Origin of the sequence: Parabacteroides sp. B2-S-102 (assembly GCF_023656665.1) — a bacterium.
GTDB lineage: Bacteria > Bacteroidota > Bacteroidia > Bacteroidales > Tannerellaceae > Parabacteroides > Parabacteroides distasonis.
Window position 1 is genome coordinate 102,010 of sequence record NZ_JAMOKM010000003.1, and the last position, 15,110, is coordinate 117,119.

Below are 15,110 nucleotides of genomic sequence, written 5' to 3' on the forward strand. Positions count from 1 at the left end.
TTTGTTTATTCATTCAAACCAATCATTCGAGAAATGGAATTCAAGTCTTTGACCAACATTGAGAGCAGCTTCCGCCGCATCCGTATGATGGCGGCCGTTTTTATCTGCTGCTGCACTCTTGTCACCGGCTACGCGCTTTGGAGCTCGTACCGCTTCGCCGAAAGGCAGCGTGAGAAAATCTATGTACTGGACGGGGGTAAGTCGCTGATGATGGCCCTTTCGCAGGATCTTTCGCAAAATCGTCCTGCCGAGGCGAGGGAACACGTAAGACGCTTTCACGAGCTGTTCTTCTCGCTCTCTCCACAGAAAGAGGCCATCAGCCACAACATCGACCGTGCCCTGCAACTGGCGGACAAGAGCGCCTACCACTATTATGTGGATTTTGCCGAGAAGGGATATTACAACCGCCTGATATCGGGCAACATCAATCAGGTGGTGCATGTGGACAGCGTGGTGTGTGATTTTGCCCGTTACCCTTACAAGGCGAGGACGTATGCCCGTCAGATGATAATTCGTGAGAGCAACGTGACCGAGCGCAGTTTGGTCACCACCTGCTCACTCCAGAATACGGGACGTTCGGACGACAATCCGAATGGGTTCATCATCGAACAGTTTACCATTCTAGAGAACAGGGATATCAGAAGCACGGAACGATGAGAAAAGAAAAAAAACACCTGAGACGTATGGACTGCTGTATCCGGCTGTTCTGCCACCGCCTGACAAGGAAACAGCGGAAGATCGTGACAACCACGGCATTCCTCTTGTTTCTGACGGCCTGCCTCCATGCCATCCTCGCTTCGCTATCCGGCTTGGGAGAGCCTAGGGGAAAGATGAAAATAGAATATGTCCGGCCGCTTGACTTGCGACCGGAAAAAAGTACAATCAATTTAAACACCCCATCCGATGAAAATAGATATCCAGAAGATTAAAAAACAGCTGGGATTTCCAAGCGACCGGCCGTTGACTCTCCAAGAGAAGCGCCGGTATATGAAGTTCGCCGTCTATCCGCTCTTCTTCCTGATATTCGCGGGGATTGTCCTGTTGATATACAGTCCGACCGAAAAGGAAAAAGCGGAGGCGGAGAAAGAGAGGGGATTCAATACCGAGATCCCGTCTCCCGAAGAGAGCCGTATGGAAGGCAACAAGGTCAGCGCCTACGAGCGGGAAGCCTTGTCGAAGAAAGAGAGAGGACGGAAAGACACTTTCCTGGAAATGTCGGAACTGTTCAACCGGAACAAGGACCGGAAAGACACCGTACCGTCAGTGGACAGCGGAGTGAACCTTGAACTGCCATCCGTACCGGAAACCGTACAGACGCATAATCCGGTACGTTCCTCCACCTCTGCCTACCATGACATGAACCGCTCGCTTACGACCATTTACACGCCACGGGAAACCTCCCGGGAGGAGGAACTGCTCCGGCGTATCGAGGAACTGGAAAAAAGACAGAACATGGAACCGTCCCAGGAACAGTCATTGGAGGAAAAGATGGCCCTGATGGAAAAGTCATACGAACTGGCGGCCCGGTACAACGGCAAACAGACACCGTCCGTTATCCCTACGGATGACCGGAAAGACAGGACATCGGTCAAGCCGGTTAAGCGGATACGACAAGAAGTGGTATCTTCCCTGGTGCAACCGGTGAATGACGGGGACTTCATAGCCGGAGTGTCCGAAGAAAGGAACACCGGTTTCCATACGCCGGTGGGCAGGACACCGGTATCGGACCGTAATACCATTGCCGCCTGTGTGCACGGCACGCAGACCGTATCGGACGGACAAGCCCTGCGTGTCCGCCTGCTGGAAGCGATGGCAGTGGACGACCGCCTCATACCCAAAGGAACGGTATTGACAGGCGGAACACGGATCCAGGGAGAACGCATGGATATTGTCATCACCAATGTGGAATATCAAGGAACCGTCATTCCGGTGGAACTGGAAGTGTATGATGCGGACGGTCAGCAAGGAATATTGATACCCAACTCACTGGAGTATGATGCCGTGCGTGAAATAGCGGCGGGCATGGGCGGTTCGATGGGAAGCAGCATCAGCATCTCCACCGACGCGGGAGCGCAGACAGCCTCGGATCTGGGTAAAGGCGTCATACAGGGCGTGTCACAGTACATCACCAAGAAGATGCGCACGGTCAAGGTCACGCTGAAAGCCGGACACAGGCTGCTGCTTCACTCTCCGAAACAATGAAACGGTATACAGACGAGAAAACAGAAACCAATTATTCAACAAACAACCAACAATAATCGGACATGAGAAAGATTCTGATGATGTTTGCCCTACTGACGGGCTTCATGGCTGCGTACGCGCAGCAGAGTGGCGGAGATTATTTCGAGGGGCTGAGCCGCAAGATAGGCTTCAGCCGGATGATACCTCCGCATGGTCTGGAAATCACTTACGACAAGACCGTACATGTGATTTTCCCCTCTCCCATCAAGTATGTGGACCTCGGTTCCACCAACCTGATTGCCGGCAAGGCGGACGGCGCGGAAAATGTGATCCGTGTGAAAGCGGCCAGAAAGCATTTTCGTAATGAGACGAATATGAGCGTGATCACGGAAGACGGAAATTTTTACACCTTCAATGTCAAGTATGCCGATGAACCGTTGCTGCTTAATGTGGAGATGTGTGATTTTATTCATGACGGGGAGACGGTGAACCGCCCGAACAACGCGATGGAAATTTATTTGCAGGAGCTGGGCAGTGAGTCACCGCGTCTGGTACGTCTGATCATGAAATCCGTACACAAGCAGGACAAGCACTGGATCAAACACATCGGCTGCAAGCGCTTCGGGGTACGGTTCCTGCTCAAAGGACTTTATACGCATGGAGACCTGCTCTATTTCCATACCGAGGTGAGAAATGCCACCCATGTGCCGTTTGACGTGGATTTCGTGACTTTCAAGATAGTGGACAAGAAGATAGTGAGGCGTACCGCCATGCAGGAACAGGTGATTTATCCGCTGCGTGCGTTCAACTATGTCATTCGTGTGGAGGGAAAGAAGGACGAGCGTACCGTGTTTGCCCTGCCCAAGTTCACCATTCCCGACGATAAGAAACTGGTAGTGGAAATGTATGAGAAACAAGGCGGCCGTCATCAGATCTTTGAGGTGGACAACGAGGATCTGGTGCGTGCGGAAACTATCAATGAGCTGCAAGTGCGATGAAGAGGTATTTATATATCACCTTTGCGCTGCTGGTACTTCTGGCAGGGCAGGCGGGAGCACAACGCCGTCTTCCAAAAATGAAGGGCGTCAGTCTCACGGCAGGAATGACGGACGGCTTTTACTGCAAGGCGAATAAGCCGGATGCCGGTTTCTCTTTCGGGCTGGCGGTTTCCACTTATGCAAAAAAGAGAAACCAGTGGGTGCTGGGCGGCGAGGTACTGAAGCGCAATACGCCTTATCGTGACGGTTCTATCCCTTTAGTGCAATATACCGGTGAAGGCGGATATTATTATAATATCTTTTCCTCCCCTAATAAAACGGTATTCTTAAGCATTGGCGGTTCGGCGATGCTGGGCTATGAATCGGTGAACGGGGGGAAAAGACTGCTGTATGACGGTGCCACGCTGGGACAATGCGAATCCTTTATCTATGGTGGTGCGATAACGTTGGAGGCAGAGACCTACCTGTCTGACCGTTTAGTGCTGCTGCTCCGGCTTCGTGAACGTATCCTTTGGGGCAGCGCTTCCACGCATGCCCACTTCCAGTATGGAATCGGTATCAAATACATTCTCTAATTTTTAAACCCATATACCCATGAAAAGAAAAATCGTTGACTTTATGACGTTTATATGCTGCCTGGCAGTTTCCTGTCTTTCTCTTGCTTCTTGTGACAGCGAACTGGACGTTCAGCAGGAATACCCGTTTACGGTGGAGTCGATGCCGGTAGTCGGTAAGATCGCTGATGGTGAGACGGTGGAAATCCGTCTGGAAATTAAAGCGGAGGGAAATTTCTCCGGAACAGTCTATACATTGAGATATTTCCAACCGGACGGTAAAGGCAGCTTAAAGATGGAGGACGGTACGGTGTTGAAACCCAATGACCGCTACCTGTTAAATGAACTGAGGTTCCGGTTGTACTATACCTCGCAGAGTGCGGATGCGTCACAGACCATCGACCTTTATTTTGAGGATAACTGGGGGAATTTGCAGAGGTTGAGTTATGACTTCAACGCAGATGACACCCCTCCGGCTGAAAAGGATGATACGCATGGAAAGGAGGTACAACCATGACATACCTGTATTTGTACATACCGGGAATGGCCCATGAGGTACAGCTGTCGGAATCGGCCGACCGGATTCCCAATATGGGGGACCGGCTCGAAATTGACGCGGTACGGCTCGACAAGTCCTCCCGCAACCTGTTGGAAACGACACCGGCCTGTCACTGCTTTGAAAAGAATGCGGAAACGGAACGGCAGTCCCTTGCGGAATACCTGGCGGAAAGTGTGGTGACCGTAACGGGAAGAAGGTGGAGCTACGGGGATGGACATACGTATTGCACGTTGGATGTGGAGGTAAGGAATTGAACGGAATGAGGAAACTTTTGTTTATTCTGATGGTACTGCCGTTCACTTTGAATGTTCGTGCCGAAGATCCGCCCTCCATGCTGGAAAAGGCGGTTTCCAACATCAAACGGTGGGAAGGCTGGCATCGGGGGAAAATGCCTTACATCGGTTTTGGACACCGCCTGCTCCCCCATGAGAAGCTGACCGAGAACCTGAGCGAGGCGCAGGCGGACTCACTTTTGAGATGCGACCTTGAACGGTGCCTGAAGGTATTCCGTAAATATGGAAAAGACTCGCTTCTTTTAAGTCTGTTAGGTTTTAATGTGGGCTGTTACCGTCTGATTGGAAACGGGAAGATACCCAAAAGCAGACTGATTCAAAAACTGGAAAGTGGCGACCGGGATATTTACAGGGAATATATATCGTTCCGCTGTTATCAGGGGAAAGTCATTCCAAGCATAGAGAGGAGAAGAAAAGAGGAGTTTGAACTGTTCTATATACCTTAGATTGAAATTATGCAAAGCCGTGAACGGATGCTGGCCATCGTCGTTCACGGCTTTAGTCTTAGCCACTCTTAATTTATCTTTACCCGGTTCATCAGCTGTCCCGAAATTTCATGCAGTTCCCGGCAGCGTTCCGGCTGCTGTTCCCTTGCAAAGGCGGTGATTCCCTGTGTCAGTTTCCATAGCGTGGCCCCGCCTGTAACTCCGTCGTCAGGATTGTTGTTCATTAGCAGTTTCTCGACCTCACGTCCCTCGTTTTTCAACAAGGCACCTTTCTGCACCAGATTCTTCAGTTCCTTGTCGAAATCCACGTCTATTTCCGATGCTCCTTGAATTTCGATGGCCTTCTGCATGATGGTGTCTTTGCTGTACAGTCCTTTGGTCAGGTCGGAAACAGCCGATACGGTGGTCTGCGTGTCCAGTTCGTAGGTCTTTTGGGAGAGGGACAGGGATTCCGGCAGTCGGCCTCCAAGGTGTATTTGCCGCATGACGGACTCCCTGACCATCCCGTTCAGGCACGCCCCGTTGAGCAGGAACGACCGCATATCGACCGATCCGTTGCCATAGTCGGATGTGGAGAAGCGTGCTCCTGCGAAGATGATGACCGTTCCGTTCTTACGGGTGGGTATCTCTATCGGAGTGGGCAGGATTGTCTCACACCATACTTTCGTGTCGTTCATATAGGCATCGGACACGACCGCTCCCTGTCCTCCCGCCTCACGGATGAAAGCGGTCAGGATATCCACTGAGTTCAGCCGACGGTAGGAGTCCGACAATACGCCCCGGACTTCCATTCCTACCGCCCGTATCAGTACCCGTGTACGCTCGGTCCATCCCGAATGCTCGTTCAGGATGGTGGCGCACAACTGTTTCTGCCAAACATCCCCGGCGGAAAGCTCGCGCAGGTATTTGGCGGGAATGCCCATCTTCTCCGAAATCTGGCTTATGGCGTTGCCGTGCAGGTTGAAGTTCCCTTCGGGCATTGCCATCTGTACCCTTCCTTCCGCTTTGAAAGAGATAACGGGGCGTTCCTTGCTACGTTGGCTTACCCCGATGGGAGCGATGAAATCCTGCGCGATCCGTCCCTCGCTGAGCAGACGGTTGATGGTGTCCATGACATCCCCCTGCCTGTCTTCTATCATTCTCCGTACCTTGTTGATGACTACCTGGTTGAGTCCCTGCTGTTTCTGTACCGGTGCAGTGGCCGGCATGACTGTTGCTTCCATATTTTTTGTTTTTAAAGTTGATAAATTACAATTTGTTCTTATGGCTTGTCTTGCTTGTTTTAGTAAATTCAGATCTGTACTCTTTTGACAGACGGATATAATCCTTTTCGCTATATCCGGCCGGTCCGAACAGTTCATAATATCCGGGGAAGGGCTTTCTTTCCGTTTCCGGTATATGCGTGCTGGTTTCCTTATGGCAACAGATGATGTGCCGGACAAACCTGTAGCACTTGCAAAGATCCGCCAGGATGGTGTACTCGTTGTCCGTATGAGGTTCATAATATCCGCAGGAGAGATTGACGCAGGATACTTCCAGCCCGTTCCTTTTCAATGCCGCCACATCCGTAGCTAGCCCCTGTGCAGGCTTGTAGCCGTACCTCCGGAAATCGATAGCTGAAATGAAGTCATTGGAGCAGAGCTTCATTCCGTTGATTTGTGTTACCATATCCCCGTTCCCTTTCCGGTCACACTGGATGACGAAACGGCAATCGGAAAAGAAGGACATATCGGCATGGCCGCTGCCTATGCATCCTACCTCCTCCTGTACGAAGAAGGCGCATTTCACCGCCTTGAAATCCTCCAGGCATTTCAGGCAGATCCAGATGCCGTTCTTGTCATCCGCGCCGATTCCGGTCATCCGTTTACGCTTGTGATCATAACCCACAATCATAGAGTCCGCCACAAGATGGGCCGCATAGGAGCCTGTCTTGCGCCGGTGTACCTCGTCCATGTGCGCCACGGCACAGGGGTAGCTTTCCCGGTTGCCTTTGACCGCGTAGATGTTTCCGTACCGGTCTTGCCGGAAAGGAATCCCCATCCGCCTGAGTTCCCCGATGATGAACCCGGCTATCTTCCCCTCCTTACCGGAGGGGGAGGAGATGTTGTAAAGAGCCATTAATTTTTCCATGATACTGACTTTTTAGGAGATGAACAACTTTTCGATTTGCAGGTACCGTCTGAACTCCGGTACGGGACGTCCCTTCTTGAAGAGGAAGGACGGATATTTCTTTCCCTTGTATTCCACCGACGTGCCTTTCAATACTTTTCCGAATACGGTGGATATATAGAACATGTCCTGACAATTCTTGCAGAATGCCATATCCGGAAAGGGATGTATCTTTCCGCATTTGGGACATACATATTTTCTCCTGTTTGCGCACCCTTCCGTGCTCCGGCAGGAGGCTATGCTCGTGTCGCCCTCCGTATTTCTCAGTTCCAGATTGCCTTCCGTCAGATGAAGACTGTAGAACGTGTCGAGGTAAGGCACCCCTTTCTTGTGCCACCTGCAGGCGGGCACTTTCACCGTCAATGAAACCTGTATATTGTCTCCGACCGCCCATTCCTGCCCCTCAATGGGATTCAGTACGGTGAAATCCGTTGTATGTGTATAATCGTTGTATCTGCGTCGCAACAGGATGCCTGCCTCCTGCGCCTGCTTGCGGATCAGTTCGGCGACGAATGCGTGTGAGGAATAGATGCGGTCCAGCAGGGAGGCGGCAATCGGTGTGTTTATTGATTTCCACAATATTACCTCGTTCCATACGACAGCCCGTCCGAGTATGTTGTTGCTCTCGTCCCTTGCCACAAGGATTTTAGCGCCGGCGAAGTTGGTATAGAAGTCAGCGGCGTTGCGTGCCTTGTCCTCATACCTCATACAGGAACTGTGCAGGCTGGATGTGTCACTGTCGGCGATGGGGCTGTAGTTGCTTTCCAGATAGGCTTCCATGAAGTCGTTCATGCTTTCATGCAGCCTGACCGTGACTTTGCTGTCCAATGAGAGGGCGCTACAGAAATAATTGATTTCGTAGGGTGAGTACTTGGGCAGGTTCTTGAACAGTTCAACAAACGTGGAGGGTTCCAGAACTGTCCGGTTCTCCGGGAACCAGGGTGCCTGCGGGTTGTTCCGGTCCGGGAAACTGGGATGGGCCAGATCCTTGCTGCAGGCCGTGAACACGATCCGGATTTTCTTGAATGTACCCGCTTCCGTCCGCTTGCGCTTGGTGGAGAAGCAGTTGTAGGTACCGCGTATGATCTCTTCCACCGGTACGTTCTTTTTTACTTCCAAAAGGATGTCTTTGGCTATCACACTTCCGTTTTCCGCCGCATGCATCAGGCGGGATTTCAATTCATTGCTAACATTCAGTTTCATACATCATTCGGTTTATTGTTTATAAATTCTGCTATGTTTATATGGCAATTGTTTCTTGTCCGGCTGCATTTGGCACAATTTCTCTTTCCGCTTTCTGAGCAGGTCAACGGACATGTTCCTGCTTGTCCGATATTCCTCCTCGCTCATCCGGCGAATGGAAGGAATGCCCGTCTGAGTCAGTGTATGGTTTACCATCCAGCCGTCCATGAAGTTTTCGGGGAAGAGGCTGTCATGGTGGATGACCTCACCTATGCAGCCATGTACGAGCATGTTGCAAACGGTCATCAGGCAACAGGTACGGTTGACATCTTCTGCAACCAGATAATTACCCAGGTGGCGTACATGATATGCCAGCAGTAGCCTTCCGCTTCCGCATGTCGGGTCACAGATACGTTTTCCTGTCGCTGTCTCCCCCGAATCGGTACATAAGACCATCAGGTCGCAGATATCCGGCGGGGTAAAGAACTGTCCGTTCACCTGACGACCGATTTTGGAAGATATTGCCATGAAGAGGTCACCGAACGCATCAAACCATCCGCCGGATTGCAATTCCCGCTGCATGAGCCGTATCCATCCGGTAAGCATCTCCATAAAATGCCTGTTCTGCTGCCGTTTGTATTTCCAATCCATAAGAGGCGGTGCGCCGGGAGAGAACCCGTGAATGACATAACGCAGGAAATCGTTGAAAACGGATATCGGATCGTAGCCGTTCGAATAGGCGAAATCACAGATCATTTTCTCAAGCAGACGTATCGTCTGCGGTGTGTTGTATGGTGCCATATTACTCTGATTTTTTATAGATTGTTACTATATGTCTTTTATGGTCAGTCTGTATCCTGACGGGAGAAATGCCAAGGAAAGAGAGATGGGTGTCCGCTTTCAGCATGTTCCATTCCCATGCGGGAAGTTCCTTCCATTCCATACGGTATGCCCAGAGTATGAACAGACCGGGACGGAATCCGTTGAAAAGCTTTCCGTGCAGAATCCCGACCAGCCGCTCCAGTTCTTCCTTCGAGTAAAGGGTGAATGCCTCATTCCGATAGACAAAGGCATCAGCCGGTTCAATATCCGGCTGACACTCGATGATGTATCTCGTCCATTCTTTTGTGGTGTACTTTCCGTACAGAGGATCGGGTTCCGTGTATTTCCAAGCCCTGACGAATGTGTGGAAGAGGACGGCACCGTTCTTGTGCCTTCCGGTATGCCCCCACATCCGGAACTGTTTGCTGCGTATGCCATCGGGAAGCAGCAATTCCGGACCGGTTATAACCCAAGGGCCTCCTTCCGTATTGTAACCGGTACACTTTTCATTTTCATGGCAGAAAGGTGTCTGTGGGAGAAGGCAAATATGGACTTCCCGGTCATCGCCCCTTTCAATGTGTGCCTGCGGATAATAGTCACCGCCACGGGTGATATAAGTGACGACATCTCCTGCGGTCGGTAAACTGACTCTTTCCCTGTCCTGCCGCATCCTTGAAATCAGCCGGTTCACCTTCTCCACATCACACTCCTTTATGGAGCAGGCACACCCTTCATGCCTGTTGAGCAGAGTCAGACTTTCCAGGTCATAAAAATTAGCGTACTTCATATTGAGATCGTTTTTGTTGGTACAATTTGACCTGACGGGCAACCATGTCGCAGAACTTCTGTCCGTTCTCCTTCTCACTTCTGAAATAGGCAATCATGTCCCAGAGATTCTGCTTGAAGCAGCCGGTCCATTTTTCGTAACAGTGACTTCCATAGATCTTTCCGAACGTTTCCTCGAAAAGTGCGTGAGTCAGCCCTTCATCCCCATGGTGGTTGTATTGCCAGAGAGAGACAAGCAGCAGCCGGTTATAATCCAGTGTTTCCATATCTGTTCTTTTTTAAGTAAAACATCGGCCTACATGGGTAGGCATTTTTATTTCTTGATGTCTTTCCAGTCTGTTTTCCGGGGATTGCGGCAAGGCTTGGCGAAAGAAAATACCGCAGCGAAGCGAGGATGATTTTCTTTCAGCCAACCCAGCCCCTGAAAGGGGCCGCCTTGCACAATCAGCCCGGAAAACGGCTATCTTTACAGCAAGAAATGAAAAAGCAGACCTCGGATTCTCTGTTCTGAAGTCTGCTTTTCGTCCATTGTCAAGTTTCATGTTTTTCAGGTATGTATCTGCCATCCGTGGAACGGCTGCAATGTTACGGCAAACGATCTGTCAGGTATTCCATGATAGAGCAGACCTCCTACGATACCTATTCTTCCATCAGCATAATGCTGGGTAAAGCCGAACGAGTATGGGGCATGGTCATAGTAGAGTGAAATCTCACTGGGATAGTCAGGATTCCCCTCCCAACTCTTCAACCGTTCCAAGCACTTTTGAAGTGAGGTGTCACCGATGGATTCGGCATAGCGCTTTACATTCTCGAAATGTTCTTCATTCAGGATTTTCATGATTCATTGTATTTTTATCTGTTAAACACGTCCGGCTCCGGGAGCCGGTATTTTTATTTCTCGCCTGCCTGACAGTCCCGTGGCCGTACCCGCAAGGTTTGGCGAAAGAAAATACCGCAGCGAAGCGAGGATGATTTTCTTTCAGCCAACCCCGAAGGGGCCTGACCTTGTACGGGTACACAGGACGCGGGACTATCTTTGCAGGGTGGGAAATAAAATATACGGTTGTTTTTTGTTGTGGGATTTTGTGTGGATTCCTTAGATAATCTTCCTGATTTGTTCGCCATTGCCGGACAAATGCTGTATTTTTGCAATTTCTAATTTCAGGATTATGGAAAACTATCTAAAGAAAGCGGCGGATGCTTTCCTTGTGGAGCGTCCGTATGGTATGCGTGTGGATTACAGGAAGAAAGGGTTCGTGCTGTTTAACCGCAACCTGAACGTATTGGGCAATGTGGAGCATGCCCGTCTGGAAGAGCTGCCTCTGGAGCGGTTCAATGTGGAGGAAATTCCGTTGGAGGGTGAAATTGTGGAAGAACATGCAGGATTTACCGATGTATTCTTCTACACCGATTTGACCAACCCTTATGCCGGATATGTGCTGAACCTACAAAAGCTTAAAGCCTATAACCAGTTTATGTTTCCGCTGGCAATGGCGCTGAACCGTGAGTTGTGAGGTCGGAAGATGGTAGCGGTAACAGCCGCATGGAACAAGCCGTTACCGTCCCGGATTTTATTGTTTGCCCTCTTTTTCTGTTATGAACGCAAGATAGGCGGGCACGGCCTTATGGCATCCGGTAAAGTTCGGTGTCCGGCGGCCCTTGATTTTCCGGAAACTGATGGTTCCGTTCCTGTCAATGCCTCTTACATGCCTGTTGAATGTCCCTTTGGTTCTGATATGGATGTCAAAACCATCCCTTCCGGTGATTTCAAGGAACATTCCTCCCGTGATCCGTTCCCCGTCCAGGAATTTCTGTTTCTGTTCATCGAGCAGCAGCTGATGTTGCTCTTCCCGCGCTCTGCGCTCTTCCGCCTCTTTCTCCTCCTGTTCCCTGCGTTTATGTTCCTGCTTCCTTTTGTATGCCTCACGGGCTTGCAGCAAGGGTGCGGTGTCGAGTCCGAGGGCATTGAACACACGGATGGAGATCAATCTGACGAAGGCTCCTCTTTCCGCGCCCTGAAGCGTATCCGCAATCCAGTTCCTGCAATAGGCGGCGGCTTCCTCCCTGCGGCCTTCTCCTTTGAGGAACCGGCGTGAATACTGCCCGCTGGAAAAATAAACGTTTTCAATCCGGCAGACCACATGGAAACAGTCATCGTCCTCATTCCCATATTCGTTCTTTCTCGACAGGGAGAGATATACATTCTCTGCGTACGGCTCCAGTTCCATATAAGGAGCCACGACGGTATTCCCGTCAGACTTGTACTTGAATACTTTTGCTTTCATACTATCGTTCAGTTTGTTGGTTGTTGCATATTACATCTATAATCTCTTTTCCGCTTCTTTCACCCTTCAGGAAGGCAAGGAAGCGCCTCAAAAAGAGCCGGGCACAGTCAGTTCCCAGCTGGGAGCTTTCACCCTCTTTGGTAGCGCATACCGCAAAACGCCCCAGTCCGAAACTGTCCTGTTGCGGTACGATGTGGTAAGACAAGTCCTCGCTTGCGTTGATGTGCAACCCACGACGGAAAACATAGAAAGTTTTCGGGATTCTTCTGTCGGTATCGATTTCCATACGCTTGTAACCGTGATGTTCCAATAACCGGACCAGTTCCCTGTTTGTCGGAATTGTATGTCCGATCCAGTCCGGCCAGCTTATATTTTCTAGTATGTGTCCGTAATTGTCATATAATATATTGAACTGATCCTGGTATTCATCGTAAAATTCCCCGTTCCCGTTGCACATTTCTTCCAACGCGATGCCGTTTTTACAGACAAGGGCAAGGTCGCCCAGTCCGCACGCGATTTCATTGAGCAGCGTGCGTTCCTCGTCCCTGTCTTTTGCCGTTCCGTAAATTCTAAGCAGGGAATACCGGTGTAGTGCCGAACGGGATGGCATGTCCAGTTTTTCCCATATCCCATCGTCTCCTATAGCCTGTCTGGTGTTTTCCGGAAGTCCGTGCCACCACTTGTCCAAATTGTTTGTATCCATAATTTCTGAATCAGATTGTTTTCAAACCCTGTTTTGAGTGCCATGCCTGATATGCGGCGGCGTACTCCTGACGTTCCCGCTCCAGGGAATCTCTCATCTCAGGGGTGTACCCGAGCAGGCGGATGTATCCTCCGTTATAGCCGGTGAGTTCGCACTTTATTCCGGCTTCCTCCAGTTTGTCGATGCGTTTTTGGGCCATTTTTGCGCTTGAATATTCCTTCGGCCAAAAATAGACTTCGCCCCGTGAGCCGAAACAGTCTTCCCCTAGAATTATTTCCCCGGCATACTTCCGGCTTTCGATGAAGCCGAAACGCGCTTTGCCCAATGCCCGCAGCATTGCCTTGTGTGCCGGACCTTCCGGATGCTTGAATACCTCCGGCTTGTCTTTGCTGCCGAGTTTGGGCGGTTCCACCTTGTACGGCTGTTTGTAACTTCCAATTCCGAGCGTCAGGTAAAAGTTGGTATGAAAATAGTCCGTCATGGGGTCGCTGTCATCGAAATTGTACGACATGATGAAATCGTAGATATTCATCATTACATCCTTTGCCCTGTCCGTCAATGATTTGTCTGAAGCGATATGATGGTGGTTGACATCGCCTTGAACTTTTCCGGACTCTTTGGTGAACGCCTCGAAATCCGCTTTCATCAACCGGATATGGATGGAGTGGCAATTCTCCCGTCTGACAGAGAACTTGTATCCCGGATAGGTCTCCCTGAACCATGCCCGTATCAGTTCCACGATTTCCGGTGCGTGCTGTCCCTTGTAATTGCGGCCTTTCCAGCGGTATTCGTTATACACGTACTCAGTGTATTCCTTTGCCGTGGCTCCCGGATAGTCATATTCATATCCGGTTGAAGTCGCAAAGACATCTGGTTTGTCTTTCCAAGCCTCAAAAAGCCTTCCAAACCCGGTGTTCACCTGTTGCATGATTGCAGTGTCGCCACCCTTGTCCGGGTGGTGCTCCAATGCCAGCCGGCGGTATTCTTTCTTCAAGTCCGCCAGAGAGTGTATGTTCTGAAAATAAGTCATAGCCATAAGTTTTTTATGCCCCTGCGAGGCGGTTGATAAAATATTCCCGGTAGTCAAGGTCAAGACCGAGGTTGAGACAGGCCGTTTCCATGTCATCTTCTCTCAAGTCGTCCACCTCCTGCAATTCGCGCAGGTACCGGATTTCGGAGTCCAGGTATTCCTGTGCTTCCGTTTGACTGCAACTGCATGAGCTGCCGATCAGACTGATAATGTTTCCTCGCATACTGTTTGATTTTTGGGGTTACTGTTCCTTTTTCTGAAGTGTCGTCCGTCATATATCGAGACGGCCCGTTCCACCAGAATCCTGCGGTTGTCTTCCGAGAGTTCCAGGTAGAACCGTTCCGCCGCGCCGAATGTGCCCTTGTCTGTCGCCACGCACCATTTTTCCCAGAAATGCGGGTACATGCCGCCATACACGGCTTTGCATTCCTCCTCGCTCCAGGCGTTCCACATGTAGTAGAAGAAACTGGAGACGGTATTTTCCGCTTGATATTTCATGGTTCTTCTATTTGTGATTCTACATTGTTTGTTTCTCTCAGTTGATACCACACAGCCTCATACATCTCATGAAGCCAGTCTATGTTCTTTGCGCCGAGTTCAAACGGGCTGTGACACTGCACCTCGTCACCGCTTTCTTTCTCTTCGGCAAGGACGGTCAGGCTGTCCGCCGTTACCCGGAGTCCTGTCACCCTGCATTCATATGGTTCTCCGTTCTTGCTAAACCATATCACCCAGACCGGATCATAATCCTCTTCCGGAAGACGAATTTCTTTCATGCAGTGAGCATGGAGCAACTGCCGTATCGCGTCGATGATGTCCCCCCGCAGTTCCTTGATCCTGCCGCTGAAATCAACGGCTTCTGACGGTAAACTTCCTTTTCCGCCTCTTTCCTGCAAGGAGAGAATCCGCGTGTCGGGATGGATACAGAAATCCCAGTCCAACACTTCATCGTCATCGCGTGTCGTGTGGATATCGCCGCCCAAAACAAGACCGCAATCGTCATTTACCATTCTTTTTGCTTCATCGCGGTCTTCTGCCGCTACCGTGTAAGTGCCCTCGAAGGAATACCTTACTCTTATGTCATATCTTTTCATGATTCTTT

The 15,110-nt window shown here is 50.4% G+C and carries 22 protein-coding genes; 9 read left to right on the forward strand and 13 right to left on the reverse strand.

Features of this window, described 5'->3' with window-relative positions; translation table 11 throughout:
* Positions 1-33 precede the first annotated feature (33 nt).
* The 8 genes from traK to NBH07_RS05405 all read left to right on the forward strand — a co-directional run bounded on the left by traK (position 34) and on the right by NBH07_RS05405 (position 5,031).
* On the forward strand, positions 34-657 hold the full coding sequence (gene traK / locus NBH07_RS05370) for a conjugative transposon protein TraK (RefSeq protein ID WP_008675212.1): 624 nt from the start codon (positions 34-36) through the stop codon (positions 655-657).
* Positions 654-929, forward strand: coding sequence for a hypothetical protein (locus NBH07_RS05375; protein ID WP_008778549.1), 276 nt, complete (start codon positions 654-656; stop codon positions 927-929). Before traK ends, NBH07_RS05375 begins: the two co-directional genes overlap by 4 nt.
* The gene (traM, locus tag NBH07_RS05380) at positions 904-2,202 is read left to right on the forward strand and encodes a conjugative transposon protein TraM (protein ID WP_008778548.1); all 1,299 of its coding nucleotides are present in this window, start codon (positions 904-906) and stop codon (positions 2,200-2,202) included. The genes NBH07_RS05375 and traM overlap by 26 nt, the downstream gene beginning before the upstream one ends.
* Positions 2,203-2,264: 62 nt before the next feature.
* Complete coding sequence (traN, locus tag NBH07_RS05385) at positions 2,265-3,179, forward strand: conjugative transposon protein TraN (RefSeq protein WP_008675218.1); 915 nt, start codon at positions 2,265-2,267, stop codon at positions 3,177-3,179.
* Positions 3,176-3,754 carry a conjugal transfer protein TraO gene (locus tag NBH07_RS05390; RefSeq protein WP_008675220.1) on the forward strand — a complete coding sequence of 193 codons (579 nt, stop codon included), beginning with the start codon at positions 3,176-3,178 and terminating at the stop codon, positions 3,752-3,754. The genes traN and NBH07_RS05390 overlap by 4 nt, the downstream gene beginning before the upstream one ends.
* A gap of 19 nt (positions 3,755-3,773) precedes the next feature.
* Complete coding sequence (locus NBH07_RS05395) at positions 3,774-4,250, forward strand: DUF3872 domain-containing protein (RefSeq protein WP_008778547.1); 477 nt, start codon at positions 3,774-3,776, stop codon at positions 4,248-4,250.
* The gene (locus tag NBH07_RS05400) at positions 4,247-4,546 is read left to right on the forward strand and encodes a hypothetical protein (RefSeq protein WP_008675223.1); all 300 of its coding nucleotides are present in this window, start codon (positions 4,247-4,249) and stop codon (positions 4,544-4,546) included. The genes NBH07_RS05395 and NBH07_RS05400 overlap by 4 nt, the downstream gene beginning before the upstream one ends.
* A 5-nt stretch (positions 4,547-4,551) precedes the next feature.
* Positions 4,552-5,031, forward strand: a complete 480-nt coding sequence (locus NBH07_RS05405; RefSeq protein WP_008675225.1) for a glycoside hydrolase family protein — start codon at positions 4,552-4,554, stop codon at positions 5,029-5,031.
* A 68-nt stretch (positions 5,032-5,099) separates the two neighbouring features.
* Here the strand turns inward: NBH07_RS05405 and NBH07_RS05410 are convergent, their stop codons facing one another.
* The 7 genes from NBH07_RS05410 to NBH07_RS05440 all read right to left on the reverse strand — a co-directional run bounded on the left by NBH07_RS05410 (position 5,100) and on the right by NBH07_RS05440 (position 10,828).
* The gene (locus NBH07_RS05410) at positions 5,100-6,254 is read right to left on the reverse strand and encodes a hypothetical protein (protein WP_008675228.1); all 1,155 of its coding nucleotides are present in this window, start codon (positions 6,252-6,254) and stop codon (positions 5,100-5,102) included.
* A 25-nt stretch (positions 6,255-6,279) separates the two neighbouring features.
* Positions 6,280-7,161 (reverse strand): hypothetical protein, encoded by an 882-nt coding sequence (locus tag NBH07_RS05415; protein WP_008778545.1) that lies wholly within the window; start codon positions 7,159-7,161, stop codon positions 6,280-6,282.
* Positions 7,162-7,173: 12 nt separating this feature from the next.
* Positions 7,174-8,403: a hypothetical protein gene (locus NBH07_RS05420; protein WP_008778544.1), complete on the reverse strand. Its 1,230-nt coding sequence runs from the start codon at positions 8,401-8,403 to the stop codon at positions 7,174-7,176.
* Positions 8,404-8,415: 12 nt separating this feature from the next.
* Positions 8,416-9,183 carry an N-6 DNA methylase gene (locus NBH07_RS05425; RefSeq protein WP_250833483.1) on the reverse strand — a complete coding sequence of 256 codons (768 nt, stop codon included), beginning with the start codon at positions 9,181-9,183 and terminating at the stop codon, positions 8,416-8,418.
* A 1-nt stretch (position 9,184) separates the two neighbouring features.
* On the reverse strand, positions 9,185-9,991 hold the full coding sequence (locus NBH07_RS05430; RefSeq protein WP_008778542.1) for a DUF4121 family protein: 807 nt from the start codon (positions 9,989-9,991) through the stop codon (positions 9,185-9,187).
* Complete coding sequence (locus NBH07_RS05435; protein ID WP_008675235.1) at positions 9,978-10,256, reverse strand: hypothetical protein; 279 nt, start codon at positions 10,254-10,256, stop codon at positions 9,978-9,980. Before NBH07_RS05435 ends, NBH07_RS05430 begins: the two co-directional genes overlap by 14 nt.
* Positions 10,257-10,537: 281 nt before the next feature.
* Positions 10,538-10,828 carry a DUF4120 family protein gene (locus tag NBH07_RS05440; protein ID WP_007838816.1) on the reverse strand — a complete coding sequence of 97 codons (291 nt, stop codon included), beginning with the start codon at positions 10,826-10,828 and terminating at the stop codon, positions 10,538-10,540.
* Positions 10,829-11,159: 331 nt separating this feature from the next.
* Here NBH07_RS05440 and NBH07_RS05445 point away from each other — a divergent pair, with 331 nt between their 5' ends.
* Positions 11,160-11,504, forward strand: a complete 345-nt coding sequence (locus tag NBH07_RS05445) for a hypothetical protein (protein WP_008675239.1) — start codon at positions 11,160-11,162, stop codon at positions 11,502-11,504.
* 57 nt (positions 11,505-11,561) lie between these two features.
* Here the strand turns inward: NBH07_RS05445 and NBH07_RS05450 are convergent, their stop codons facing one another.
* Genes NBH07_RS05450 through NBH07_RS05475 form a run of 6 tightly spaced genes read right to left on the reverse strand, consistent with a single transcriptional unit; the run spans position 11,562 to position 15,102 of the window.
* The gene (locus NBH07_RS05450) at positions 11,562-12,275 is read right to left on the reverse strand and encodes a hypothetical protein (RefSeq protein WP_008778538.1); all 714 of its coding nucleotides are present in this window, start codon (positions 12,273-12,275) and stop codon (positions 11,562-11,564) included.
* A 1-nt stretch (position 12,276) separates the two neighbouring features.
* Positions 12,277-12,978, reverse strand: coding sequence for a hypothetical protein (locus tag NBH07_RS05455; RefSeq protein ID WP_008778537.1), 702 nt, complete (start codon positions 12,976-12,978; stop codon positions 12,277-12,279).
* A gap of 10 nt (positions 12,979-12,988) precedes the next feature.
* Positions 12,989-14,008 (reverse strand): LPD29 domain-containing protein, encoded by a 1,020-nt coding sequence (locus NBH07_RS05460; RefSeq protein ID WP_250833484.1) that lies wholly within the window; start codon positions 14,006-14,008, stop codon positions 12,989-12,991.
* 13 nt (positions 14,009-14,021) lie between these two features.
* Positions 14,022-14,231, reverse strand: a complete 210-nt coding sequence (locus tag NBH07_RS05465) for a hypothetical protein (RefSeq protein ID WP_034530589.1) — start codon at positions 14,229-14,231, stop codon at positions 14,022-14,024.
* Positions 14,207-14,506 carry a hypothetical protein gene (locus NBH07_RS05470; protein WP_032934309.1) on the reverse strand — a complete coding sequence of 100 codons (300 nt, stop codon included), beginning with the start codon at positions 14,504-14,506 and terminating at the stop codon, positions 14,207-14,209. The genes NBH07_RS05465 and NBH07_RS05470 overlap by 25 nt, the downstream gene beginning before the upstream one ends.
* Positions 14,503-15,102, reverse strand: a complete 600-nt coding sequence (locus NBH07_RS05475; protein ID WP_094582485.1) for a hypothetical protein — start codon at positions 15,100-15,102, stop codon at positions 14,503-14,505. Before NBH07_RS05475 ends, NBH07_RS05470 begins: the two co-directional genes overlap by 4 nt.
* Positions 15,103-15,110: the final 8 nt, after the last annotated feature.